The organism is Rhizobium sp. YTUHZ044, assembly GCF_051123975.1.
In the GTDB taxonomy this organism is placed as follows: Bacteria; Pseudomonadota; Alphaproteobacteria; order Rhizobiales; family Rhizobiaceae; genus Rhizobium.
Window position 1 is genome coordinate 950664 of record NZ_CP101426.1, and the last position, 21909, is coordinate 972572.

Below are 21909 nucleotides of genomic sequence, written 5' to 3' on the forward strand. Positions count from 1 at the left end.
GGATGTCCGCAATGTCAGTTGTTTCGCCAACGGTCGCGAGATTTGAATATGTCTTGACCGGCGCGGACGAGTCGTTCCTCTGGCGCCGCGACGACTATCCGTGGGAACGCAACGTCTGGAATTTCCACCCGGAGGTGGAGATCCACTACATTCCCAACGCCAGCGGCGTCCTGCTTGCAGGCGATCATGTCGGCGCGTTCACGCCGGGCCATATCTCCGTCATCGGCAGCAACCTGCCGCACGACTGGGTGACGCCGCTCGGACCGGGTGAGCGCATTCCAGGACGTGACATCGTCATCCAGTTTCTGCCGGCCAAGCTGGAGCAGGCTTCGGCCTTCCTGCCGGAACTGGCGGGGCTGCGTGACTTTCTCGCCCGCGCACAGCGGGGGCTCTCCTTCAAGGGCCGGGCGCGGGAGCAGGCGGAGGCGCTGATACTCGACATGGAGTTCCAGACCGGCTCGCTGCGGCTTTCGACCTTCCTGTCATTGCTCTCGCTGCTGCGGGACACCGACGAGTTCGATATGCTGTCTTCAGAGGCTTATGTGCCGGACCTGAGCTATGGCTCGCTCGAAGCCCTGCAACAGGTCTTCGCGTATGTCTTTGCCAATCTGTCGGAGGATATCCGGTTGCCTGATATGGCTCGCATGGTCGGCATGAGCGACAGCGCTTTCTCGCGATTCTTCAAGAAAAACAGCGGCCACACCTTCACCGACCACGTCAACAAGCTTCGTATCTGGAAAGCGGGTCAGCTATTGACCGATACCTCTATGCCGATAACGGACATCTGCTTCGAGGTGGGCTATCGCAATCTGTCAAATTTCAACCGGGTGTTTCTCCGCCACCATAACCTAACACCGACGAAATACCGGAAACTGTCCACCAACCGCAGAACCGTTCCGTTACCTCAGACAGCGACAGATCATATGCCTGTGCAGTCAGCCTGGCGATCAGTCGATGATACCTAAAGAGGAGGGAAGATGTATTCTCTCCTTGCGACTTCATTATGCCCTGGCTCAGACCTACTCCTTTCGGGCGAGACGGAGGAAGTTATCGCTGCCTCTCGCGTCCGTCCCAGCAGGGAGGGTAAAAAGCTCCCTCACGAAAACCGCGTGATGACGCTGATCCCCGTCGCCTCCGGAAGCCGCCACCGCAGCGTGCCGGCTGCACGGGCCATCGAAAACAAACGTTGCCGATATCGCTCGGCTGCTGCGGAAGTCGCCGGCAAGCGCGGACAAAGTCTCCCCTCCAAGTCGACCATTTGGAATGCCATTGCCGGGAATATTTTCGAAACCGATCTCCACTTTACCCCATCCAACGATGGTGAGCTCACCAGCGCGGCGAGCGCCCTGGAAGAAACCGCGCTCGGACAACACCGCCCGATGCTGCAGGCACGTGACGGCGACAGCCAGGATTATCGCCTGCCCGGCTCGCGTCTTCCGCTTCCCAGGCAAATGCCCGGGAACTTCGCCGAGAAGATCGGTGGCGGCAGCGGATCACGACCAAGCGCAAGTAAAGAACAGCCTCCGATTTGCAAGCTCTCGGACAGCGTTGTCAGCACTCGGCCTGTTCCACTTGATTTAGCTCAATGCTCGATGCCCGGTATGGCGCAAGGTCAGGGTCCGACTGTGAACCAGTATGAAGCTTGAGCTCTGCAACTACATTGAACCAGGCGAGGTGGCGATCGGCGCCGAGGATGACGCCACCGTGCTCTGATCTCGAGTGAACTGGTGCTTTTTAATGGCCGCCGAACGGGCGTCAGATGCCGATTCACGCCGGAGCTGCAATGCCCTGAGCTGCCAAAGGAATGATGACATGGATCGGCAACAAATTCCACTTAAGGTAACCGCAGCTCGCTTTGCCGGAACGGTCGGAGATTTCGTGAGCTCCGATGTCGGGGGGAAGGCCAAACTGATGTTTGCCGGGCTCATCGCGCTCTTGTGCGGGATTAGCGGACTGAATGTTGTCAACAGCTACGTCGGACGAAACTTCATCACCGCGATCGCCGACCGCCAGACCCCGGAGTTCATCCGGCAATCAATCTTTTACGTAAGTGTGTTCGCCGCCCTGACTGTTGTTTCGGTAATTGCTCGATTTGTCGAGGAACGGCTGGCACTGCTTTGGCGTCAATTCATAACCCGTCGCGCGGTCGCACTTTATCTGGCCAATGGTACCTATTACCGGCTGGGCGTCTCCGGGCAACTTGCCAACCCGGACCAGCGGATCGCCGATGACGTACGCGCGTTCACCGTCACGACGCTCTCCTTCGTCGTGATGGTTTTTAACGGCACTCTCACGATAGTAGCCTTCTCTGGCCTGCTGTGGTCCATCAGCCCTTTGCTGTTTGTCGTTGCCGTTCTCTATGCGGCTTGCGGCTCTTGCCTGACGTTTCTCATGGGGCGGCCGCTGATCAATCTGAACTACGATCAACTCGATAAGGAGGCCGATTTCCGCTCCAGCCTCATTCATCTACGGGAGAACGCCGAGTCAATCTTCTTGGCACGCGCCGAGGAGCGGCAGAACATCCTCTTGTCGCATCGACTTGAGGCTTTGGCCGCCAATTTTCGCCGGATTACCGCAGTGAATCGCAATGTCGGATTTTTCACCACCGGCTACAATTGGCTGATCCAGATCATTCCGGCCCTGATCATTGCTCCCGCCTTCATAAGTGGGGAAATCGAGTTTGGTGTGATCACCCAGTCCGGCGCTGCCTTTGCGATGCTCGTTGGCGCGTTTTCATTGATCGTCACCCAGTATCAATCGATCTCGACATTCGCCGCAGTGGTCGCCCGGCTCAACTCCTTACCGGAGGCAATTGAAAGATCGCAAACAATCGCGGAGCCAGCCATCGAGTTTGTCGAACGAGAAGGGGCTTTGGCCTATGAGCGTTTAACCTTGCTGTCATCGAACGGCGCGCTCCTATTGAAGGAGCTGTCGGTAACGATCCCGGTCGGGACCCTCGTCTTGCTAACCGGACCTGGTCACGCTGCGGGGACGGCTTTGTTCCGAGCGACAGCGGGCATTCCGACGCCAGGCACAGGGCGAATAATTCGCCCTGCTTCCGACGACATCCTGTTTCTTCAGCAGCGACCTTACCTGCCACCGGGCACGTTACGACAGATACTCGAGCGTTCGGAGAACCCGGGTGAAAATTCTGATCAGAGAATTTTCCACGTCCTGCGCGAGCTCGATCTCGACCGGCTCGTGAGCCTCGCGGGCGGGCTGGATAGTGAGCGAGGCTGGGAAATGGAGCTCTCGCTGACCGAGCAGCAGCTTCTGATGGTTGCAAACATCCTGCTCGCAGCGCCGCGGTTCGTCTTCCTGGATCGAGTGGATACGACCTTGGGTTTTGAACAACTCCGCAAAATACTGCGCCTGCTATCCGAGCGTTCGATCACCTGCATCAACAACGGCGGAGCCGATGACTCGCGTGATCTTTATGACGCGGTCCTCGAATACGGTGAGGACGGTGGGTGGAAGTGGACATCGAACCGACCCTGATTCTGACCAACCCTCAAAGCCGAGGGAAGGCGCTATCGGTTGTGGAAGCCCTTTTGCGTTGCAAGGGTTCATCCAGCGGACCCACCCCGGGAGGGCTAATGATAAGGCGTGTGATCGAGAGTTCAAATGCGGAACGCCTTGGAAGGGCACGGTGCTCGATCAGATCGCAGCGAGCCACCCGCCCGCAAAACCCGCCTTTTTCAGGCCGGCCAAAATCGGCGGACAGCGGCGCATGATGTTCCACAGCAGGCCCGTCCGGTAGTTCTCGATCGCTAGCACGACCGGTCCCTGGTCTATACCGAAATGATACGGAGATACCCACCATCCGGTGGGACTGTCCTTCACTGCAAATGACTGATTGAATGACGGGTTGAATCCGTAAAGGCGGGTCATTCCAAGGTTCATTCGTGCAAAGTTGCGGATCGTTGGGACGACTATTTCTGGTGCGAACGGCAGCGAGGCAACGACAACCCACGGTGCGATCGTCCCGTCGTCAGGGCCAAAGGGAGCACCGCGGGCTACGTAGTCGAAGAACTGCCGCTCGATTCCATTGACCTCCCGCGTGATGCAGCCGGGGCCATCGCACGCCGTGAAGCCCCAGCAATATTGCCCGTAGCCGACGAAGTTCATCGGATTACGGATGGCGTACTCCTGCTGAACGAAAGTCGCACGCCGGCTGTTCTCGAAATAGTCGCTGTCACGTCGGCGCATGAAATCGTCGCGGATTGTCCGAAAGTCCACCCACAGATGCGACAGCTGATGGGTGAAAAGCGGGCCTGAATAGAGTAACTCGCGGCCGTAGATGTTTTTCCATTCGTAAGTCGCCGTGTATGCCGCGTAACTCTCGGGCTCCAGCGGGTGGGTCGGCGAACCGAGGCCAAGGAAGTAGAGCAGCAAGCCCTCGTCGTAGCCGCGCCAGCGGTGAGGGATGAAGCCGGTCTCGGGCTTCCAACCATGCGTCAGTGTGGGCTCGCCGTTGCAGGCCCAGTTCCAGTCCGCGCGCTCGTAGAGTTCATTGGCAAGCTGGCGGACTTGCGCTTCCTCGGTCGTATCGCGATCGAAATAGGTGGAAACTGTCAGAGCGCCTGCGAATAGGAATGCCGAATCTATGGTCGACAATTCGCATTGCCAGGCGCGGCGGCCGGTTTCGATGTCCAGAAAATGATAAAAGAAGCCCTTGTAGCCAGACGCGCCTGGCTCCGGTCCCTGCGGCAACTCCATCAGATATCTCAATTGCCTGCGAGCGACCTTCGCGGCGAATTCGCGGGTGACGACGCCGCGTTCCACGCCTATTGGACTTGCCGCCAAGCCCATCCCGATCGCCGCGATGCTTGCCGGGGCAGTCGGCTCGGTCTTGTCGCGGATCAGGCCGTTATCCGGGTTCGTGACCTGCAGGTAGTACAGCAACGTGGTGAATTGCAGCAGCAGACTCCAGTCCGTCGGCAATTCGGCGAAGTCTGCAATCGAGAACGTGTCGGGCGTTGCCCTTGGCTCAGTATCGCGCATAGTCGAAACCTTGTGACGATCGGCCTGCTCCACCGGAGCCAGGTGAGCATCCGTCCGCTGCGGGCTGGTCTAGCGTGAAGTTTCCCTAACACGGCGGCCGGGTTCTCGAATTGATATGAATCAAGACACCGGGACCAGCCGTGGAGTCCCTCTGCCCACTGCGTAAGGTGAGACGAAGTCGAGGGCGGATACCATATGCAAGCCCCTCAAGTGGAGTGCGGCGCGACGATCTTCGCCGGTGGCTCATGAGCCAAATATTGATCCAAATCAATGCGAATGGTCGCTTGGCGCCTATGTTGGCACCACACTGACCGCAAGGTGTTCAATCTCACTTGAAGGAGAGTCGAATGGCTTTTCGGCCGTTGATCGTCGGCGTGATGAGCGCTGTTGTCGTGTGCGTCTCTGTGTCATTGGTCGCGTCTGCGCTCGGCCTCTCTCAGGGAGGGCCTCCATCTCTAATCGTCAAGGCGCAGGCGCAATCGGACCAACAGAACCCTCTCGAACGAGCCCAATCGGCGGTGGAGAGCCTGATCGCGCGGCTGCGTGGGAACGAGATGCCCGACGGCATCGTCAAGTCGAACGGTCGAATCGAAGCAACGCAAGTCGATGTCGCTGCGAAATATCCCGGCCGGCTGGCTACCTTGACCGTGGACGAGGGAGACGAAGTCACGGCTGGACAGGTCGTCGCCACCATCTCGTCGCCGGAAACCGAGGCACAGTTGCGCGGCGCGCAAGCGCAAGTCCTGAAATCCAAACAGGCATTGGCTGAAGCGAACGCGCTCATCGCTCAACGCAAAAGCGATCTGGATTTCGCCCGAGCCGACTATGAGCGCGGAAAGAAGCAAATTGCGGACCGGAATCTGTCGGCACAGGTGTTTGATCAGCGTCGCAACAGGTTCGAAGCAGCTGAGGCTGCCTACGTTGCGGCAAATGCCCAGCGGGATCAGGCCAGTTTCGCAATTGACGTAGCTGAATCTGACGTCGAACGTTACCAGTCAATACTGGTTGATCTCGTGCTCGTCTCACCCAGAAGTGGGCGGGTACAGTACCGGCTCGCGCGCGCCGGCGAGGTCGTCGCTGCAGGACAACGCGTTCTGACTATTCTTGATCTGAACGATGTTTACCTCACGATCTATTTGCCGGCGGACGACGCCGGCAAGCTCACGCTAGGCGACGAGGCGCGCATAGTCCTCGATCCCGTTCCGCAATACGTGTTCCCTTCGGTGATCAGCTTCGTGGCGACCGAGGCCCAGTTCACGCCGAAGAGCGTCGAGACGTCCGAGGAGCGGGAGAAGCTGATGTTCAGGGTCAAGCTCCAAGGCGATCCGCGGGTGCTTGATAAGTATCATCGTCAGGTCAAGACCGGGGTGCGCGGGCTTGGGTTTGTCCGCACCGATCCCAAGGTGCCTTGGCCTCCGGTATTGAGCGTGAGGCTGCCGGAATGAGCACGGCCATCGTCGCAAGCGTCCAGCATGTCACTCACCGCTATGGAAAGACATTCGCGCTTAACGACCTGACGCTTGATATTCCCGCCAACTGCATGGTGGGGATGATCGGCCCAGACGGCGTCGGCAAGTCTACCTTGCTCGCCCTCATCTCAGGGGTGCGCAAGATTCAAACCGGCCAGGTCACGGTGCTCGACGGAAACATGGGGGATCAGAGCCATCGCCGGGCGAGCTACGGCCGCATTGCCTACATGCCGCAGGGGCTTGGTCGCAATCTGTATCCGACGCTCAGCGTTTTCGACAACATTGATTTTTTCGGGCGGTTGTTCGGCCAGGGATTGACCGAGCGACGCGCGCGCATCGACGAGCTTCTGATAGCCACCGGGCTTGACCCGTTCGCAGATCGACCCTGTGGCAAGCTCTCCGGCGGCATGAAGCAGAAAGCCAGCCTCTGCTGCGCTCTGATGCACGATCCCGATGTGCTCGTACTGGACGAACCTACCACAGGCGTTGATCCGCTGTCGCGGCGGCAATTCTGGGAGCTCATTGATTCAATCCGCGCGCGTCGGCCGCAGATGAGCGTAATCGTCGCAACCGCTTACATGGACGAGGCGAGCCGGTTCGATTGGCTTGCCGCCATGGACGAGGGGAAGGTCATTGCGCGTGGCGCTCCGAAGGAGATCCTCGCCAAAGCGCAAAAGACCAATCTCGACGACGCCTTCATAGCACTCCTTCCGCCCGAAAAGCGCGGTCTGCACGAGGAGGTGGTCGTGCGGCCGCGCGTCGAATCGGAGGATAAGACGCCGGCAATCGAAGCCGAAGGGCTTACGCGCCGGTTCGGCGATTTCGTTGCCGTCGACCATGTGAGCTTTCGCATCGCACGCGGCGAGATTTTCGGGTTTCTCGGCTCGAATGGCTGCGGCAAGACCACCACCATGAAAATGATGACCGGGCTGCTGCCGGTCACCGAAGGCTCGGCCAAGCTATTTGGCAAACCGATGGGCGCCAGCGACATGGAGGCGCGGCAAAACGTCGGCTACATGTCGCAGGCGTTTTCGCTCTACGGCGAGCTGACCGTTTGGCAAAACCTCGATCTGCACGCACGGCTCTACCGTTTGCCGCCGAACGAGATCGACACACGGATCAACGAACTGCTCGAGCGGTACGATCTGAAGAACGTCGCCAATGAGAAGCCGGAAGGCTTACCCCTCGGCGTCAAGCAGCGGCTGCAGCTTGCGGTGGCCGTGCTCCACCGGCCGCCGATCCTCATTCTTGACGAGCCTACGTCGGGTGTCGATCCGGTTGCGCGCGACGCCTTCTGGCGCACGCTGATCGATCTTTCCCGCAACGATGGCGTCACCATCTTTCTCTCGACCCATTTCATGAACGAGGCCGAGCGTTGCGACCGCATTTCGCTGATGCATCGCGGACGCGTGCTCGCCGTCGGCACACCGAAGCAGCTGGTGAAGGAGCGCAGCAGCGATTCTCTCGAGGACGCCTTCATCTCCTACCTGGAGGAAGCCGGCGAAAGCGCAGACAAGAAGAAGCCGGAACCAGCGGCGCAACCCTCGGCGGTTGCGGGCATCACGGCAACCGAGCCTGTCCAATCGCGTTCCTCCAGGCGATTTGACCTCGGGCGGCTGTGGGCCTATGCCCGGCGCGAAACAATGGAGCTTTTGCGCGATCCCATCAGAATGGCGTTCGCCTTCATCGGTCCCGTCATTCTGATGATCGCCTTCGGTTATGGCATCACATTCGACGTCGAGAACCTGAGATTTGCGGCCTTCGACCAGGACCGGACGCCCGAAAGCCGCAGGCTGCTGGAAAATTTCTCGGGTTCTCATTATTTCAGTGAGCGGCCTGCGATCAGCTCTACCGCGGAACTCGAGCAGCGCATGCGAAGCGGAGATCTTGCTGTCGCCATTGAAATTCCCGCGGGCTTCGGCCGTGATGTTGAAAACCTGCGTCCGCCCGAGGTCGCATTCTGGATCGACGGAGCTATGCCATTCCGGGGTGAGACAACGAGAGGGTACGTAGCCGGCCTGGAGCAGCGGTACGTGCGGGATCTCATTGTTGAGCGCTTCGGCCCCAATGCACCATCAAACGTCTATTTCGGCGGCGTCAATATCGAAAACCGCTTCCGCTACAATCAGGCATTCAAGAGCATTTTTGCGATGGTTCCGATAACCATCGTGATGGTGCTGGTTCTGATCCCGGCGGTCATGGCGACCATTGCTGTCGTGCGCGAGAAAGAAACGGGCTCGATCGCCAATTTTCGCTCCACTCCCATCAGCAAATTCGAATTTTTGTTGGGCAAGCTGATCCCCTATGTCGTCATCGCGATGGTGGCATTCACTATCATGCTGCTGATGGCGATCTTCCTCTTCAACGTACCAGTCAAGGGGTCTTTCGCAGCCCTGGCTCTCGGGACACTGCTTTATGTTTGTGCAACCTGCGGTTTTGGACAGCTCATCTCGACCTTCACCCGGACCCAGGTAGCGGCGGTCTTTGCCACCACGGTTCTCGCCATCATACCCACGGTGAATTTTTCGGGTCTCCTCACACCTGTGTCGTCGCTTACGGGCGCGGGAAGGGTCATTGGCCTCATGTTCCCAGCGGCTTGGTATCAGCCGATCAGCGTCGGCACCTTCACCAAGGGACTCGGCTATTCTGATCTCTGGTTCAATGCACTCATGCTCGCGGTCTTTGGGGTCAGCTACCTCGGTGCCGCTCATGTATTGCTGCGCAAGCAGGAGAGCTGAGATGTCGCAATCGGACCAGAGGATAGATTCACGACGACAGGCAACACCGCCCGCGATACCAGAGGCGACGCGGCTGAAGAGCCTGCGGTTGTCGAAGCTATGGGTACACCTCGCCAACATCTACCGGCTGACGATCAAGGAAATGCGCAGCATACGCGCTGACGCGGTTGTCCTGGCGCTTGTCGCCTTTTCCTTCACCGTTGCGGTCGACGCTGCCACCGGCGCCTCGACCGAGGCGACCAACCTTTCGGTCGGCATCGTCGACGAGGATCGTTCCGACCTCTCGCGGCGTATTGCGGACGGCCTCACGCCTCCCACCTTCCAACCCGCCGTGGAGATCCAATCGACGGAAATCGACGCAGCGATGAATGCGCAACGCTTCCTTTTCGTTGTCGAAATTCCTCCGAACTTTCAGGCGGACATTTTGGTCGGGCGGCAGCCTTCGGTTCAGCTCAATATAGATGCCACCGCCATTGCCCAGGCGTTTAATGGCATGACGTACATCCAAAACGTCATCCTAAACTATGTGACACAATTCGTAACGAACCGCGAAGGATTGAGCGGTGAACCGGTCAAAATGGTGACGCGCGTGAAGTTCAACCAAAACCTGAAGTCCGCCTGGTTCACCTCGGTGATGCAGATCATTAACAACATCACCATGCTGGCTATTATCCTGACCGGCGCGGCGTTGATCCGCGAGCGCGAACAGGGGACAGTCGAGCATCTCCTTGTGATGCCGGTGGTTCCCCCCGAGATCATGCTTGCAAAGATCCTGGCCAATGGCATTGTCATCGTGATCGCCACCGGCCTATCGCTGGTGCTTGTGGTGCAATGGTGGCTGCAGGTCCCAATTGCCGGATCGATCCTGCTGTTTCTGGGCGGGACGTGCTTTTATGTGTTCACGGTCGCAGCGCTAGGCATTCTTCTCGGTACCATTGCAGCCACGATGGGCCAGTTCGGTCTGCTGGCGGTTCCGGTGATACTGGTGCTGATGCTGCTTTCCGGGGCAATGACGCCGATGGAAAGCATGCCGGAGTTTTTGCAGTATCTCATGAACATTATTAGCCCGACGCCGCATTTCGTGGTTTTCGCCCAGGGGGTGCTTTATCGCGGCGCCGATTTTTCAATTGTCTGGCCGGAGATTCTAGCGATGACAGTCATCGGCAGTCTCTACTTCGGCTTTGCCTTGTACCGCTTCCGCCGCGCAATTTTTGAGAGCTGAATCCTGGCGGCCGGTGTTTGGCCCGCTCTACTTTCATCTTTTCACATGTCGCAGTTGGAAACAGAATGCACAGTTAGCGATCGCCCGATCAACGTCGCCCGCACGACGATCTCGTTCTCCCGCAGCGAGCTTCCCAGCTCGCCACGGGATGGCGCCCCGAGATGCCGCCGTCGAGGTCAGGCCGCGAGGATGGTGATCCCGTAAGCATTGGCCACGGCCGTCATGCGGGCGATGGTTTCCTCAGAAGGGCTGGCCTTCGGTGGCTCTGTCGTGCCTTCCGCCTCGATGAACTCGGCCATCTCGCGATCGACGACGGCCGAAAAGACGGCGGGGACGGTACCGCGGTTGGCGTAGCCGTGCACCACAAACGGCGCGATCGTGACGATGTCGCCCGCGCCGGCCTCGATCTCTTCGGGACCGTTGTCCGTCAGCCGCCAGATTGTCAGGCATCCCTCAAGGATGCGGAATACCTCAGGGCTCGCATGCGCATGTTTCGGCGTCCGGCTGCCGGGCGGCACGGTGACGTCGAAGATGTTGAGCCAGGTTCCGCGGAGGCGAAGCCGCCGCTCGATCCGGTCACCGAGGACGAAAAAGCGTCTTGCCTCTTTGCCGGCAGGTATTGTCACAAATGAGTTGGACATCATGTCTCTTTCTTCCTCTTACCCGCTTTTCATGCCCGCCTGAGGCCGATATCGCGTTGCGGCTCGGTCATCCCGGCCACAGCGAGCTCTCCGGCCGGCGCGTCGCCACAATCCGCTACGGCTTTTCCGGCTCGAAGGAGACGCGGAACGCCTTTGAGATGGGCGATCTTCCGCCGCTGATCATGTATGACGGCGAGAGCCAGGGCGTCGCCGAAGCGCGCTGGCTCGACCACAAATTTCCCGACCACCCCGTCAGCCTGCGCTCCGGCAGCAATGCTGTGCAGGCGCTGGCCGCCGCGTCCGGTCTCGGCGTTGCCATGCTGCCGCTCTATCTTGCCGCAACCGTCTCCGGCCTCGAGCCCGTCGCCTTCGCCGCGCCCATGCCCCAACGGGAGCTCTGGATGTTGACGCCGGCCGAACTCGCTCAAGTCCCGCGCGTGCGCGTCGTGCTCGATCGCCTCTCGCGGCTTTTTGCGCGCCACAGGCACCTGTTCTGAATGTCCCATAGCCCGAGACGGCGCCGCCGTCGCTGTCCGTCAGACCACAGCATCCTTCGGTCGGCGTGAGAAGATGACCGGCAGGCCGGCACGTAAAGGGTCGCGCCCGGCACCCAGAGAGTGCGGCTATGCAGCCTTGGCCGGCTGCGCCGACTCATCCGGTGCTAGAATTGCGTGATGACGCTGATACCGGTTCCTTCAGCTTTTTCCATTGCCATCAGCGCCGGCACGGCGTCCTCCAGGCTGATGCGCCGTCCGATCAGCTTCTGCGGGGCGATCTTGCCGGCGGCGAGCATGGACAGCATGGCGTCGTAGCGCCAGGCCTGCATGCCGTGGCTGCCGTAGATCTCCAGTTCGTGGCCGATCACCTGGCCCATCGGAATCTGCGGTGTCGCGTATTCGCCGAGCATCAGCCCCACCTGCACATGCCGGCCGCGCCGGCGCAGATTCTTGATCGAGTTGAAGCAGGTGGCGGGGTGGCCGAGCGCGTCGATCGAGACATGCGCGCCGCCTTTGGTGATATCGCGCACCGCCTCGGCCACGTCGGCAACGCTTGAGGCATTGACCGTCGCCACCGCGCCGCACTCTCTGGCGAAGGCGAGTTTCTCCTCCGATATGTCGATGCCGATCGCATTGGCGCCCAGCGCGGTGGCGATCATGATCGCCGACAGGCCGACGCCGCCGCAACCATGCACGGCGATCCATTCGCCGGGTCCGGTGCGCGCCTGGTCGGCGACGGCGCGGAACGAGGTGGCGAAGCGGCAGCCGAGGCTTGCCGCTGTCGCGTCCTCGATCGTATCGGGCAGATGCACCAGATTGGTGTCGGCATAATCGATCGCCACATATTCGGCGAAGGAGCCCCAATGGGTGAAACCCGGTTGGAACTGGTTCGGGCAGATCTGCTGGTTGCCGGAATGGCATTCGCTGCAATGGCCGCAGCCGGACACGAAGGGCACGGTCACCCGGTCGCCCGCCTTGAAGCGCATGACGCCGCGGCCGGTGGCGACGACGCGTCCGGCAAGCTCGTGCCCCGGCACATGCGGCAGGCGGATATCGGGATCGTGGCCCATCCAGCCGTGCCAGTCGCTGCGGCAGAGCCCGCTTGCGCCGACTGCGATGACGACTCCGTCCTCGGAAGGTGTCGGATCGGGCAGCGTGCGGATTTCCGGCGCCTGCTCGAAGGCTTCGTAGAACATGGCTTTCATCGGCGTCTTCCCTTGCTGCTGTCCGGCGATTTCTCCTCATGATCGCATGCGCCAGCCCGCCATTCCAACAGAGATTCCATCATTTTTGCTGATGCACCCATCGCCAACGCCGCAGGTGTCGCGCACGAATATTGCGGCCGGACGCTGTGCTCCGGCATTTTCTTGCTTCCGTATTTCCGGCCGGGATTTGTCCTTGACCCGGCGTGCCGCCGGGGTTTTTGCTTTCCCGGATTCGCAAGGGAGAGCAGCAATGGCCGTCGATACATCACCGCGTTCCACCACCTGGACTCATGTCGACGGCGAATGGCTTCCCGGCAATCCGCCGCTGATCGGGCCGACCTCGCATGCCATGTGGCTCGGCTCCACGGTGTTCGACGGTGCCCGCTGGTTCGACGGCATCGCCCCGGATCTTGATCTTCACTGCCAGCGCGTGAACCGCTCCGCACTCGCCATGGGCCTGAAGCCGGTGAAATCGGCCGAGGAGATTGCCGCGCTCGCCTGGGAAGGCGTTGGCAAATTCGACGGCGCGACGGCGATCTACATCAAGCCGATGTATTGGGGCGAACATGGTTCGCCCGGCAGCATTGTCTCCGTCGATGCCGAATCGACCCGCTTCGCGCTCTGCCTGTTCGAGGCGCCGATGGGCGGCCATGGCGGCACCAGCCTCACCGTTTCGCCCTATCGCCGTCCCTCGCCCGAAACGGCCATGACGGAGGCGAAGACCGGCTCCCTTTACCCGAACAGCGGCCGCATGATCACCGAGGCGCGCAGCCGCGGCTTCGACAATGCGCTGGTGCGCGATCTGAACGGCAATGTCGTCGAAACAGCCTCCTCCAACGTCTTTCTGGTGCGCGACGGCGTGGTGATGACGCCCGCCGCCAACCGCACCTTCCTCGCCGGCATCACCCGCGCCCGCGTCATCGGCCTCTTGCGCAAGGCCGGCTTCGACGTCGTGGAAGCCACGCTCTCGGTCGAAGATTTCCTTGCAGCCGACGAGATCTTCACGACAGGCAATTATTCCAAAGTCGTCGGCGTCACCCGCCTCGACGATCGCAATTTCCAGGAAGGCCCGGTCACCCGCAAGGCGCTGGAACTCTACATGGACTGGGCCCACGGGAGAAGTGAGAGCGAGGAGTGAGCAGTGGTTCGGCGTAGCCGAGGTAATCGATTCAGCGAATCGATTGCAACGGCGGACGTAGGTTTCAGTTCGTCAGGAACAGGGTCGTCACGCGACGATTTCAGCTTCGCAGATCGATCCCAAACCTTAACGCTCACTTGACGATGCAGAGCGGGCCTGCCCGAAACCGCTTCGCTTCCCCACACCTTTCCGCCATAGTGCGCCGAAATTTTCATACACAGAGGAACCACCCATGACCGTGCTCTCCGACGAACAAGGTGAGATCATCCGCGAGCTGGGCCTTGCCGCCGAGATCGATCCGGAGCACGAGATCGAGCGGCGGACCGCCTTCCTCAAGGATTATCTCGTGGCGTCGGGCATGCGCGGCTACGTCCTCGGCATTAGCGGCGGCGTCGATTCGCTGACGGCGGCGCTGATTGCTCAGAAGGCGGTGCGCGAGTTGCGTGAAGGTGGCCATGCGGCGGAATTCATTGCCGTGCGACTTCCCTACGGTGTTCAGGCCGACGAGGCCGATGCGAACCGGGCGCTGGAAATGATCGGCGCTGATCGTTCGATGGTGGTCAACATCAAGGAAGCGGCGGATGCGATGCTGGCCGCCGCGCAGAACGGCGGCCTTGCCTTTGCCGATGCCGGCCGGCAGGATTTCATCCTCGGCAACATCAAGGCCCGCCAGCGGATGATCGCCCAGTTCGCCTTGGCCGGCGCGCTCGGCGCCCTGGTGATCGGCACCGACCACGCCGCCGAGGCGGTCATGGGCTTCTTCACCAAGTTCGGCGACGGCGCCGCCGATATCCTGCCGCTCGCCGGCCTCAACAAGCGCCGCGTCCGCCTGCTGGCAAAGCGGCTCGGCGCTCCGGATGAGCTGGTCTTCAAGGTGCCCACGGCCGATCTCGAGGACCAGCGGCCGCTGCGTCCCGACGAGGAGGCCTATGGCGTCACCTATGACGAGATCGACGATTTTCTTGAAGGCAAGCCGGTCGGCGAGATTGCCCGCCGCCGGATCCTTTCCGCCTATCGGGCGACTGCTCATAAGCGAGCCCTGCCGGTCGCCGTCAACGCTCTCTAAGAGCGGCGCTACGGCCGCACCGGTTCGCCGGCCCGTCCGGCCGAGGCGAGATAGGCCTGCGGGGCGAAATAGACGCCGCCGGCCTCGAAGGCCTGGAGATCTTCGGCCTGCAGTGCCTCTCGCACCTTGGGGCGCGCCGCGACGCGAGCCATGAAGCCGCTCAGTGCCGGCCATTGTTTCAGATCGATGTCGATCCAGGGCGACCAGTTGAGGCAGACGAAGAGATAGGCGTCGGCCACCGTGAAGGCATCGCCGGTAAGATAGGGTGCGGTCACACGGTCGTTCAGCCAGGCGAGCCGTTTCGAGATCACTGCGCGGATTTCTCCATGCACGCTGGAATAGCTCGGGCTGAACAGCAGCACCATCGGCTTGTGCAGCTCGGCGGTGATGAAATTGAGATAGGATTGCACCTCGTTGCGCTTGATGTCGCCGACTTCCGGCAGCAGGCCCGAGCCTTCCGCCAGAAACTGCACGATCGCCGGCCCTTCGGTCAGTACCTTTCCATCGTCCAGCATCAGCGCCGGCACATAGCCGTTGCCGTTGATGACCAGGTAGTCTTCGCCTTTGCTTGTCCTGTGGGTCTTCCGATCGACCTGGACGAGCTCGATGTCGAGCCCCAGCTCCCGGCAGATGATGTGCGGCGAAAGCGAGCAGGCTGCGGCGTGCATATAGAGTTTCATCTCGGTTTCCTTTCTGCGGAGGCGGCAAGATGCCGCCGGCCGATATGTTTGGACATTTGTACTGTTTCGCATAAAATAACCGTCGTCAACAATTTAATGCGAAGCAGTACAAAATATGAAGGACGAGAAGAAACGCGGCCGCCCGAGGGCTTTTGACGCCAAGGCGGCGCTCGGCAAGGCGAGGGACGTCTTTTGGGACAGGGGCTTTGCCGCCGCCTCGCTCGACAATCTGAGTGCCGCGACCAACCTCAACCGCCCAAGCCTCTACGGCGCCTTTGGCGACAAGGAGGCTCTCTATCTCGAAGCCCTGGAGGCCTATCGGCAGGATGGCATGGACGTGCTGAAGCAGGCGCTCGACTCGTCACTGCCGCTGCGCGACAATCTCGCGAGCGTCTACGCCGGGGCGTTAGCGATCTATCTGCACGGCGAAACCGCCGCCCGCGGCTGCCTGCTGATCGGCACCGCCTCGGTCGAGGCGGTCCAACATGAGCGTGTGCGCGAGGTGCTCGGCCGCAGCCTCAACGAGTTCGATGGTGAGATCGAAAAACGCATGCGCATTGCCGTCGAAAGGGGCGAGCTTCCCGAGAGCGCCGATCCGCTGATGCTGGCAAGGCTCGCCTCCGCGGTCATGCATTCGCTTGCCGTGCGCGCCCGCGCCGGCGACAGCCGTGAGGTGCTGGAGTCGATCGCCCGCTCAGGCGTCGAGCTGATCTGCGGGAGCTCGCAGGTCTGATGTTGTGGCCTCCCTCGGCCGCACCAGCCAGGCATAGGCAGCACCGGCCAGAAGCAGCAGCGAGGTGCCGAGAAAAACCGAGCGCATGCCGATATGCCCGCCGACGAAGCCGCCGAGGATGGGGCCCGCGACCTGGCCGACATATTGCGACGAGATGGAAAGCCCGAGAATGCTGCCGGCCGCACTGTCCGGCACGCTATGGCGGATGACGGCGGCGATGCAGGGCAGCAGCCCGCCGAGTGCTGCTCCCATCAAGAAGCGCAGGATGATCAGCTGCCAGGGACTGGTGACGAGAGCCTGCGGGATCAGCAGCAGCCCGGCGACCACGAGCGCACCCGCGATCACTGGCCAGTGGCCGACCCTGTCGGCGAGCCTGCCGAGCCATGAGGCCGAAACGATGCTGCCGAGGGCGGCGGCCGACATGACGAGACCGGAGATCATCGTCACTTGCGCATCGACGGGCACGATCTCGGCGACATAGACGGTGATGATCGGCTCGATCGACATATTGGCGAGCATCAGCAGCATGCCGGTTGCCAGCATGGCAATGACGGGGCGCCTGTCGTTTATGGATCTCCAGCCGCCGCTCGCCTTGGCCGCCAGGCTGCGGGCCGGTGACTTCTCCTCCTTGATCAGCAGGGTGGTGGCGAGAAAGGCGAGGAAGATGATGGCCCCGGCGGCGAGAAACGTGCCGCGGATGCCGATGAGCTGCGGCAGTGCGCCGCCAATCAGCGGCCCGACGAGATTGCCGGCCATGATGCCGGAAGACAAGACGCCGAGCGCCCACGCCGAGCGGTCCTTCGGCGTCTGCGTCGCCACCAGCACCATCGAGCCGGAAGAGTAGCCGCCGGCAAGCCCGACGAACAGGCGCAGCGCCACCAGCTGCCAGACATTGCCGGCCATGCCCATCAGCGAGATCGCCAGCGTCATGCCGAGGCTGGCGCGCACCAGCATCAGCTTGCGGCCATAGATATCGCCGAGCCGCCCCCAGAGCGGCGCGACGAGAGCGGCCGCCAGGAAGGTGGCGCCATAGGCGATGCCCGACCATTGCACGATCGCCGCATGATCGGTCACGCCGAGCTCTTCGACATAAAGCGGCAGGAAGGGAAGCAGCAGCGTCATCGCCACGATCGTGGTGAAGGAGCCGATCAGCGAGACGGCAAGGTTGCGCCTCCAGTAGATCGAGCCTGGTCCAGCGCTGGCCGCGTCCCGTTGCGTGTCGGTCATTCTTGCCTCGGCATCGATCCTGCGGGGCAGTTGCGCCGCAAGCTGGATCATCTCGGGTAAAAGTGGTAGAAGATAGCCGATTGCATAATGCAATCGGATAATCGGAAGGTTTTGCCATGAACGAGATGCGATCCAGGCAACAGACTGTCCGCGATCTCTACACCGCCTATCTCGCCGATCGCAAGGACCTTGTCGGCGCCATGCTGACGGAGGATTTCACCTTCTCCAGCCCGCGTGACGACCATATCGACCGGGCGACCTATTTCGAGCGCTGCTGGCCCAAGGAGCCGGTCTTCCGCGCAATCCACATCGAGTTCCTGTCGGTCGACGGCGACGAGGCTGTTGTTCGCTACCGGGCCGAAAAACTGGACGGCACGAGCTTCGCCAACATGGAAAGCATTCGTTTCCGCGGCGATAGGATCGCCTCCGTGGAGGTCTATTTCGGCCGCAATCTCTGACGCGCCGAAACGCCTTTAGAAGATCCGCAACGCCGACGTCGTGATGATGACCATTGAGACCGCCACCATCAGCGCCCGCACCGGCAGGCGCTTGACGAAAATGGCGCCGAAGGGGGCGGCGATGACGCCGCCGATAATGAGGCCGATCGCCGAATTGAGCTCAGACCAGCCGAGCGTCACGACGAAGGTGAGCGAAATCGTCAGCGTCACGGCGAATTCGGTAAAATTCGTCGAGCCGATTACCCGTTTCAGATCATGACCGCGCCCGACCAGCGTACTGGTGACGACAGGACCCCATCCGCCGCCGCCGATCGCATCCAGCAGGCCGCCGCAAAAGCCGACGGGCGGCACGGCCCAGTCGCGCACCTCGCGTTTGCTCGGTGGTCGGAAGCCCCTGTAGAGGATCAGCAGACCGATCGCGATCAGATAGGCCGACACGAAGGGTTCGATCACCTTGCCGTCTATATTGGCAAGCAGAGTGGCGCCAATCGCGCCGCCGATCATGCCGGCCGGGGCTAGACGCGCCACCAGCCGCCAGTCGACATTGCGATGATAGGCATGCGACAGGCCTGACGCGGCCGTCGTAAACATTTCCGTCACATGCGTCATGGCGCTGGCATTGGCCGCCGGCACCCCGAAGGCCAAGAGGCTCGTCGTCGACAGCACGCCGAAGGCCATACCGAGCGCGCCGTCGACGATCTGCGCACAGAAGCCGACAGCGATGAAAAAGAAGATATCCGATGGCATGCTGTCCCCTCAGGCGAACGGTAGCATCAGAATCGCCGATGCGGAGAAAACTTTTGCTCTCAGGAGGAAAAGCCGCGCTGCTTCAACCGGACGATCTTGAAAAAGCCGTTCGGAAAGACCGGCAGAATATCGGTCGTTGAAAAATCGCCGCGGCGTTCGGCCCAGGCGACGATGCGGTGGATGCGGAAGGCGGACGACCAGCCGATGTGACGCACCAGCGGCGCCACCGCCGCCTCGATCGCGCCCTGAAGGCCGGCGCCGTCGCCGAGCTTGCTGGCTAGGATGATCTCGCCGCCCGGCCGCAGCACCCGGGCGCATTCGTCCAGCGCCCGTTCGGGCTCGGGAATCAGCGTGATGACGAAGGGCAGGCAGACCACGTCGAAAGACTTGTCGGCAAAGTGCAGCGCATGTGCATCCATCACCTCGAGCGCCTGCACATGCTGCAGGTTTTCGCGCCGTACCTTTTCGCGCGCGCGTGCGATCATATGTTCGGAAATGTCGATGCCTGTCACCCGGCAGCGGCTCGGATAGTGGGCGAGCGTTAGACCGGTGCCGACACCAACTTCAAGAATATCGGTGCCGGCTGCGGCAGCCAGCGCGGCCAGCTTGCGGTGGCCGTCGCGCAGGATGCCGCGATAGACGCGGTCATAGACCGGTGCCCAGCGCTGATAGATTTTCTGCTGATCTTCCGCCCGGTTGCGAAGCTCCGACATGCATAAACCTCCCTGCGCCTGACCCCGAGAATCGAATCGATTTCGGAAAGCATCATGCGTTTATCGCAAACATAGAGCGCCTTGGCGCCTCTCATAGAGGCGCGGGGCTCTAAAAACTGAGCACTTCAACTCCTGAGAGTGGGTTTGGGTTCCGCTCGCAATGTGACCAAAGTCACATGCCGCTGCGGCGGCCGGCTTCGCTGGCACCAAGCCGAGCTCTTCAGCATCGATCTCGCTGCCGATCTCGACCGATTCCGTCTGCTTGTCATAGACGCAGATCTGGACGATGAGCCCCCTGGCCCCCTTCGACTTTCCCGTCACCAGGGCCAGCCCGTAATGCGAGGTGCCGAAGGGATCGACCACGGCCTTCGGCTTCTCGATTGCGACCGCCGCCTTCCTGCACTTGTCTTCCACGTCTGCGGCCAGCTGTTTTCAGGCCTCGTCCGAAGAGGCATGCGCCGCAGGGACAAGAGAGGGAAGCGCGGCAATGGCGAGATGCGGGATTATATTCCTGTTCATACCGGATCTCCATTGATGTCGGTGGCCGGTGAAGCGGTTTTCGGGGCGGCATGCCGGCGATTTTGCACGCCCGAATCCCGACCTGAAACTGAGGCAAATTTTCCTCCGTCCGGTCGTTTTTTGATATTTCGGCGGTTGCCTCTCCCCCTTTCCCCTCCTATGTTCCGCCTCACCTGCCGATGACGCAATCTATTGCCAAGAGGAGATCTGACATGGCTTTCGAATTGCCTGAACTTCCCTATGATTACGAAGCGCTTGCCCCCTTCATGTCGAAGGAAACGCTGGAGTTTCACCACGACAAGCACCACAAGGCCTATGTCGACAACGGCAACAAGCTCGCCGCCGAAGCCGGCCTTTCGGACCTCTCGCTCGAAGAGGTCGTGAAGAAGTCCTTCGGCACCAATGCCGGCCTCTTCAACAACGCCGCCCAGCACTACAATCACATTCATTTCTGGAAATGGATGAAGAAGGGCGGCGGCGGCAACAAGCTGCCGGGCAAGCTCGAAGCGGCCTTCGCCTCCGATCTCGGCGGCTATGGCAAGTTCAAGGCCGATTTCGCCAATGCCGGCGCCACCCAGTTCGGCTCCGGCTGGGCCTGGGTTTCCGTCAAGAACGGCAAGCTCGAAATCTCCAAGACCCCGAACGGCGAAAACCCGCTCGTCCATGGCGCCACGCCGATCCTCGGCGTCGACGTCTGGGAACACTCCTATTACATCGACTATCGCAACGCCCGCCCGAAATATCTTGAAGCCTTCATCGACAGCCTGATCAACTGGGACTACGTCCTGGAACGTTACGAAGAAGCCACGAAGTAAGCGCCCGGTCTCGCCGCCAGCCGCGGCGATCTCTCGATTTCGCACCCGGCGTTCTCCGAACGTCGGGTGTTTTCGTGACGCGAGCCGTCACATCCCTGTCACCGGCCGATCCTAATCACGCTCGATGTCCTCTTCCGATGTTTCCCCGCTCCGCTTCGGCATCATCGCCGATCCGCAATATGCGGCGATCCCTCCGCATGCGGCCATGGACCGCTATTACGCCAACAGCCTCGCCAAGGTCGCCGAGGCGATCGAGGTCTTTAACGGCTGGGAATTGAGCTTCGTCATGACGCTCGGCGATATCATTGACCGCAGCTTCAGGAGCTTCGACGACATCCTGCCGGTCTACGGCAAGCTGAGGCACGAGGCGCTCTTCCTGCTCGGCAATCACGATTTCTCCGTCTCGGCGGGGCATCTCTCCGAAGTCGCCGCGCGTCTCGGCATGCCGTCGCCCTATTACAGTTTTTCCCGCCACGGCTGGCGCTTCGTCGTGCTCGACGGCAATGAGGTCAGCACCTTCGCGCCGCCCGAGGGCCATCCGCACCGCGCCCTTGCCGCGCAAATGCTGGCCGAGCTGGAGGAGAAAGGCGCCAGGAATGCCCATCGGTGGAATGCTGCGCTGAGCGACGTGCAGTTCGCCTGGCTAGGCGATGAAATCGCAGAGGCAGCTGCGACCGGCGAGAAGGTGATCGTCATGAATCACTATCCCGTGCATCCGCCAAGTGAGCACGGCATGTGGGACAGCGAGCGCATCGTCGCGCTGCTCGCCTCGCATGCCAATGTCGTCGCCTATCTCAACGGTCACGACCACGTCGGCAATTACGCCAAGGCCGGCGCCTGCCACTTCGTCAATTTCAAGGGCGTAGTCGACACCGAAAGTGAAAACGCCTTCGCGATTGTCGAACTCCACCCTGACCGCATCGATATCCGCGGCTTCGGCCGCGAGGAGAACCGCACGCTGGCTTATTAGGCCAGAGATCGCCGCGTGCCCTCATCCGGCTGCCGCCACCTTCTCCCGCACGCGGGGAGAAGGGAAC

Annotated in this window: 20 protein-coding genes and 1 pseudogene; 13 read left to right on the forward strand and 8 right to left on the reverse strand. The window is 61.1% G+C overall.

Annotated features, from left to right (window positions below; translation table 11 throughout):
• Nucleotides 1-11: 11 nt before the first annotated feature.
• The 3 genes from NL154_RS04630 (at nt 12) to NL154_RS04640 (ending at nt 3498) form a co-directional block, all read left to right on the forward strand.
• Complete coding sequence (locus NL154_RS04630; RefSeq protein WP_434734144.1) at nt 12-965, forward strand: AraC family transcriptional regulator; 954 nt, start codon at nt 12-14, stop codon at nt 963-965.
• Nucleotides 966-1112: 147 nt separating this feature from the next.
• Nucleotides 1113-1646, forward strand: a complete 534-nt coding sequence (locus NL154_RS04635; RefSeq protein ID WP_434733664.1) for a hypothetical protein — start codon at nt 1113-1115, stop codon at nt 1644-1646.
• Between the two features lie 166 nt (nt 1647-1812).
• Nucleotides 1813-3498, forward strand: coding sequence for an ABC transporter ATP-binding protein/permease (locus NL154_RS04640; protein WP_434733665.1), 1686 nt, complete (start codon nt 1813-1815; stop codon nt 3496-3498).
• Between the two features lie 159 nt (nt 3499-3657).
• Here the strand turns inward: NL154_RS04640 and NL154_RS04645 are convergent, their stop codons facing one another.
• Complete coding sequence (locus NL154_RS04645; RefSeq protein WP_434733666.1) at nt 3658-5004, reverse strand: glucoamylase family protein; 1347 nt, start codon at nt 5002-5004, stop codon at nt 3658-3660.
• Between the two features lie 347 nt (nt 5005-5351).
• Between NL154_RS04645 and NL154_RS04650 the strand changes: the two genes are divergently transcribed.
• The 3 genes from NL154_RS04650 to NL154_RS04660 are packed head-to-tail and all read left to right on the forward strand — an operon-like array spanning nt 5352 to nt 10433.
• The gene (locus NL154_RS04650) at nt 5352-6449 is read left to right on the forward strand and encodes an HlyD family secretion protein (RefSeq protein WP_434733667.1); all 1098 of its coding nucleotides are present in this window, start codon (nt 5352-5354) and stop codon (nt 6447-6449) included.
• Entirely contained in the window at nt 6446-9211 is a 2766-nt protein-coding gene (gene rbbA / locus NL154_RS04655) for a ribosome-associated ATPase/putative transporter RbbA (protein WP_434733668.1), read from the forward strand. The genes NL154_RS04650 and rbbA overlap by 4 nt, the downstream gene beginning before the upstream one ends.
• Before the next feature lies 1 nt (nt 9212).
• A complete protein-coding gene (locus NL154_RS04660; RefSeq protein WP_434733669.1) occupies nt 9213-10433 on the forward strand; it encodes an ABC transporter permease in 1221 nt (406 codons plus the stop codon).
• 176 nt (nt 10434-10609) lie between these two features.
• Here the strand turns inward: NL154_RS04660 and NL154_RS04665 are convergent, their stop codons facing one another.
• Entirely contained in the window at nt 10610-11077 is a 468-nt protein-coding gene (locus NL154_RS04665; RefSeq protein ID WP_434733670.1) for a cupin domain-containing protein, read from the reverse strand.
• Between NL154_RS04665 and NL154_RS04670 the strand changes: the two genes are divergently transcribed.
• Nucleotides 11062-11571, forward strand: a complete 510-nt coding sequence (locus NL154_RS04670) for a LysR substrate-binding domain-containing protein (protein ID WP_434733671.1) — start codon at nt 11062-11064, stop codon at nt 11569-11571. The two genes, NL154_RS04665 and NL154_RS04670, sit on opposite strands and share 16 nt — an antisense overlap.
• Before the next feature lie 164 nt (nt 11572-11735).
• On the opposite strand, the gene NL154_RS04675 is transcribed toward NL154_RS04670, so the two are convergent.
• Complete coding sequence (locus NL154_RS04675; RefSeq protein WP_434733672.1) at nt 11736-12776, reverse strand: zinc-dependent alcohol dehydrogenase family protein; 1041 nt, start codon at nt 12774-12776, stop codon at nt 11736-11738.
• A gap of 250 nt (nt 12777-13026) precedes the next feature.
• Between NL154_RS04675 and NL154_RS04680 the strand changes: the two genes are divergently transcribed.
• Together NL154_RS04680 and nadE are read left to right on the forward strand one after the other, a co-directional pair.
• On the forward strand, nt 13027-13914 hold the full coding sequence (locus NL154_RS04680; protein WP_434733673.1) for a branched-chain amino acid aminotransferase: 888 nt from the start codon (nt 13027-13029) through the stop codon (nt 13912-13914).
• 232 nt (nt 13915-14146) lie between these two features.
• On the forward strand, nt 14147-14980 hold the full coding sequence (gene nadE / locus NL154_RS04685) for an ammonia-dependent NAD(+) synthetase (protein WP_434733674.1): 834 nt from the start codon (nt 14147-14149) through the stop codon (nt 14978-14980).
• 8 nt (nt 14981-14988) lie between these two features.
• Here nadE and NL154_RS04690 read toward each other — a convergent pair whose 3' ends face one another.
• Nucleotides 14989-15660: a glutathione S-transferase N-terminal domain-containing protein gene (locus NL154_RS04690; RefSeq protein WP_434733675.1), complete on the reverse strand. Its 672-nt coding sequence runs from the start codon at nt 15658-15660 to the stop codon at nt 14989-14991.
• A gap of 115 nt (nt 15661-15775) precedes the next feature.
• Here NL154_RS04690 and NL154_RS04695 point away from each other — a divergent pair, with 115 nt between their 5' ends.
• A complete protein-coding gene (locus NL154_RS04695; protein WP_210628640.1) occupies nt 15776-16393 on the forward strand; it encodes a TetR/AcrR family transcriptional regulator in 618 nt (205 codons plus the stop codon).
• Here NL154_RS04695 and NL154_RS04700 read toward each other — a convergent pair.
• Entirely contained in the window at nt 16355-17620 is a 1266-nt protein-coding gene (locus NL154_RS04700) for an MFS transporter (protein ID WP_210628639.1), read from the reverse strand. The genes NL154_RS04695 and NL154_RS04700 overlap by 39 nt on opposite strands.
• Nucleotides 17621-17736: 116 nt before the next feature.
• Between NL154_RS04700 and NL154_RS04705 the strand changes: the two genes are divergently transcribed.
• Nucleotides 17737-18078: a nuclear transport factor 2 family protein gene (locus NL154_RS04705; protein WP_210628638.1), complete on the forward strand. Its 342-nt coding sequence runs from the start codon at nt 17737-17739 to the stop codon at nt 18076-18078.
• 15 nt (nt 18079-18093) lie between these two features.
• On the opposite strand, the gene NL154_RS04710 is transcribed toward NL154_RS04705, so the two are convergent.
• The 3 genes and pseudogenes from NL154_RS04710 to NL154_RS04720 all read right to left on the reverse strand — a co-directional run.
• Nucleotides 18094-18825, reverse strand: a complete 732-nt coding sequence (locus NL154_RS04710) for a sulfite exporter TauE/SafE family protein (protein WP_221158103.1) — start codon at nt 18823-18825, stop codon at nt 18094-18096.
• 59 nt (nt 18826-18884) lie between these two features.
• Nucleotides 18885-19538: a class I SAM-dependent methyltransferase gene (locus tag NL154_RS04715; RefSeq protein WP_210628636.1), complete on the reverse strand. Its 654-nt coding sequence runs from the start codon at nt 19536-19538 to the stop codon at nt 18885-18887.
• A 195-nt stretch (nt 19539-19733) separates the two neighbouring features.
• Nucleotides 19734-20057: pseudogene (locus tag NL154_RS04720) on the reverse strand (hypothetical protein); the annotation flags it as partial.
• Nucleotides 20058-20269: 212 nt separating this feature from the next.
• On the opposite strand from NL154_RS04720, the gene NL154_RS04725 reads away from it, so the two are divergent.
• Nucleotides 20270-20872: a superoxide dismutase gene (locus NL154_RS04725; protein ID WP_434733676.1), complete on the forward strand. Its 603-nt coding sequence runs from the start codon at nt 20270-20272 to the stop codon at nt 20870-20872.
• A gap of 124 nt (nt 20873-20996) precedes the next feature.
• Nucleotides 20997-21842 (forward strand): metallophosphoesterase, encoded by an 846-nt coding sequence (locus NL154_RS04730; protein WP_221164333.1) that lies wholly within the window; start codon nt 20997-20999, stop codon nt 21840-21842.
• Nucleotides 21843-21909 lie beyond the last annotated feature (67 nt).

Bases quoted from the DNA above. Each gene is read 5' to 3' on its own strand.
- NL154_RS04725 (WP_434733676.1), top strand. From the start codon at position 20,270: ATGGCTTTCGAATTGCCTGAACTTCCCTATGATTACGAAGCGCTTGCC.
- NL154_RS04640 (WP_434733665.1), top strand. From the start codon at position 1,813: ATGGATCGGCAACAAATTCCACTTAAGGTAACCGCAGCTCGCTTTGCC.
- NL154_RS04675 (WP_434733672.1), bottom strand. From the start codon at position 12,776: ATGAAAGCCATGTTCTACGAAGCCTTCGAGCAGGCGCCGGAAATCCGC.
- NL154_RS04645 (WP_434733666.1), bottom strand. From the start codon at position 5,004: ATGCGCGATACTGAGCCAAGGGCAACGCCCGACACGTTCTCGATTGCA.
- NL154_RS04690 (WP_434733675.1), bottom strand. From the start codon at position 15,660: ATGAAACTCTATATGCACGCCGCAGCCTGCTCGCTTTCGCCGCACATC.
- rbbA (WP_434733668.1), top strand. From the start codon at position 6,446: ATGAGCACGGCCATCGTCGCAAGCGTCCAGCATGTCACTCACCGCTAT.
- NL154_RS04700 (WP_210628639.1), bottom strand. From the start codon at position 17,620: ATGACCGACACGCAACGGGACGCGGCCAGCGCTGGACCAGGCTCGATC.
- NL154_RS04715 (WP_210628636.1), bottom strand. From the start codon at position 19,538: ATGTCGGAGCTTCGCAACCGGGCGGAAGATCAGCAGAAAATCTATCAG.
- NL154_RS04660 (WP_434733669.1), top strand. From the start codon at position 9,213: ATGTCGCAATCGGACCAGAGGATAGATTCACGACGACAGGCAACACCG.
- NL154_RS04665 (WP_434733670.1), bottom strand. From the start codon at position 11,077: ATGATGTCCAACTCATTTGTGACAATACCTGCCGGCAAAGAGGCAAGA.
- NL154_RS04680 (WP_434733673.1), top strand. From the start codon at position 13,027: ATGGCCGTCGATACATCACCGCGTTCCACCACCTGGACTCATGTCGAC.
- NL154_RS04635 (WP_434733664.1), top strand. From the start codon at position 1,113: ATGACGCTGATCCCCGTCGCCTCCGGAAGCCGCCACCGCAGCGTGCCG.
- NL154_RS04695 (WP_210628640.1), top strand. From the start codon at position 15,776: ATGAAGGACGAGAAGAAACGCGGCCGCCCGAGGGCTTTTGACGCCAAG.
- NL154_RS04650 (WP_434733667.1), top strand. From the start codon at position 5,352: ATGGCTTTTCGGCCGTTGATCGTCGGCGTGATGAGCGCTGTTGTCGTG.
- NL154_RS04705 (WP_210628638.1), top strand. From the start codon at position 17,737: ATGAACGAGATGCGATCCAGGCAACAGACTGTCCGCGATCTCTACACC.
- NL154_RS04670 (WP_434733671.1), top strand. From the start codon at position 11,062: ATGAGTTGGACATCATGTCTCTTTCTTCCTCTTACCCGCTTTTCATGC.
- NL154_RS04630 (WP_434734144.1), top strand. From the start codon at position 12: ATGTCAGTTGTTTCGCCAACGGTCGCGAGATTTGAATATGTCTTGACC.
- NL154_RS04730 (WP_221164333.1), top strand. From the start codon at position 20,997: ATGTCCTCTTCCGATGTTTCCCCGCTCCGCTTCGGCATCATCGCCGAT.
- NL154_RS04710 (WP_221158103.1), bottom strand. From the start codon at position 18,825: ATGCCATCGGATATCTTCTTTTTCATCGCTGTCGGCTTCTGTGCGCAG.
- nadE (WP_434733674.1), top strand. From the start codon at position 14,147: ATGACCGTGCTCTCCGACGAACAAGGTGAGATCATCCGCGAGCTGGGC.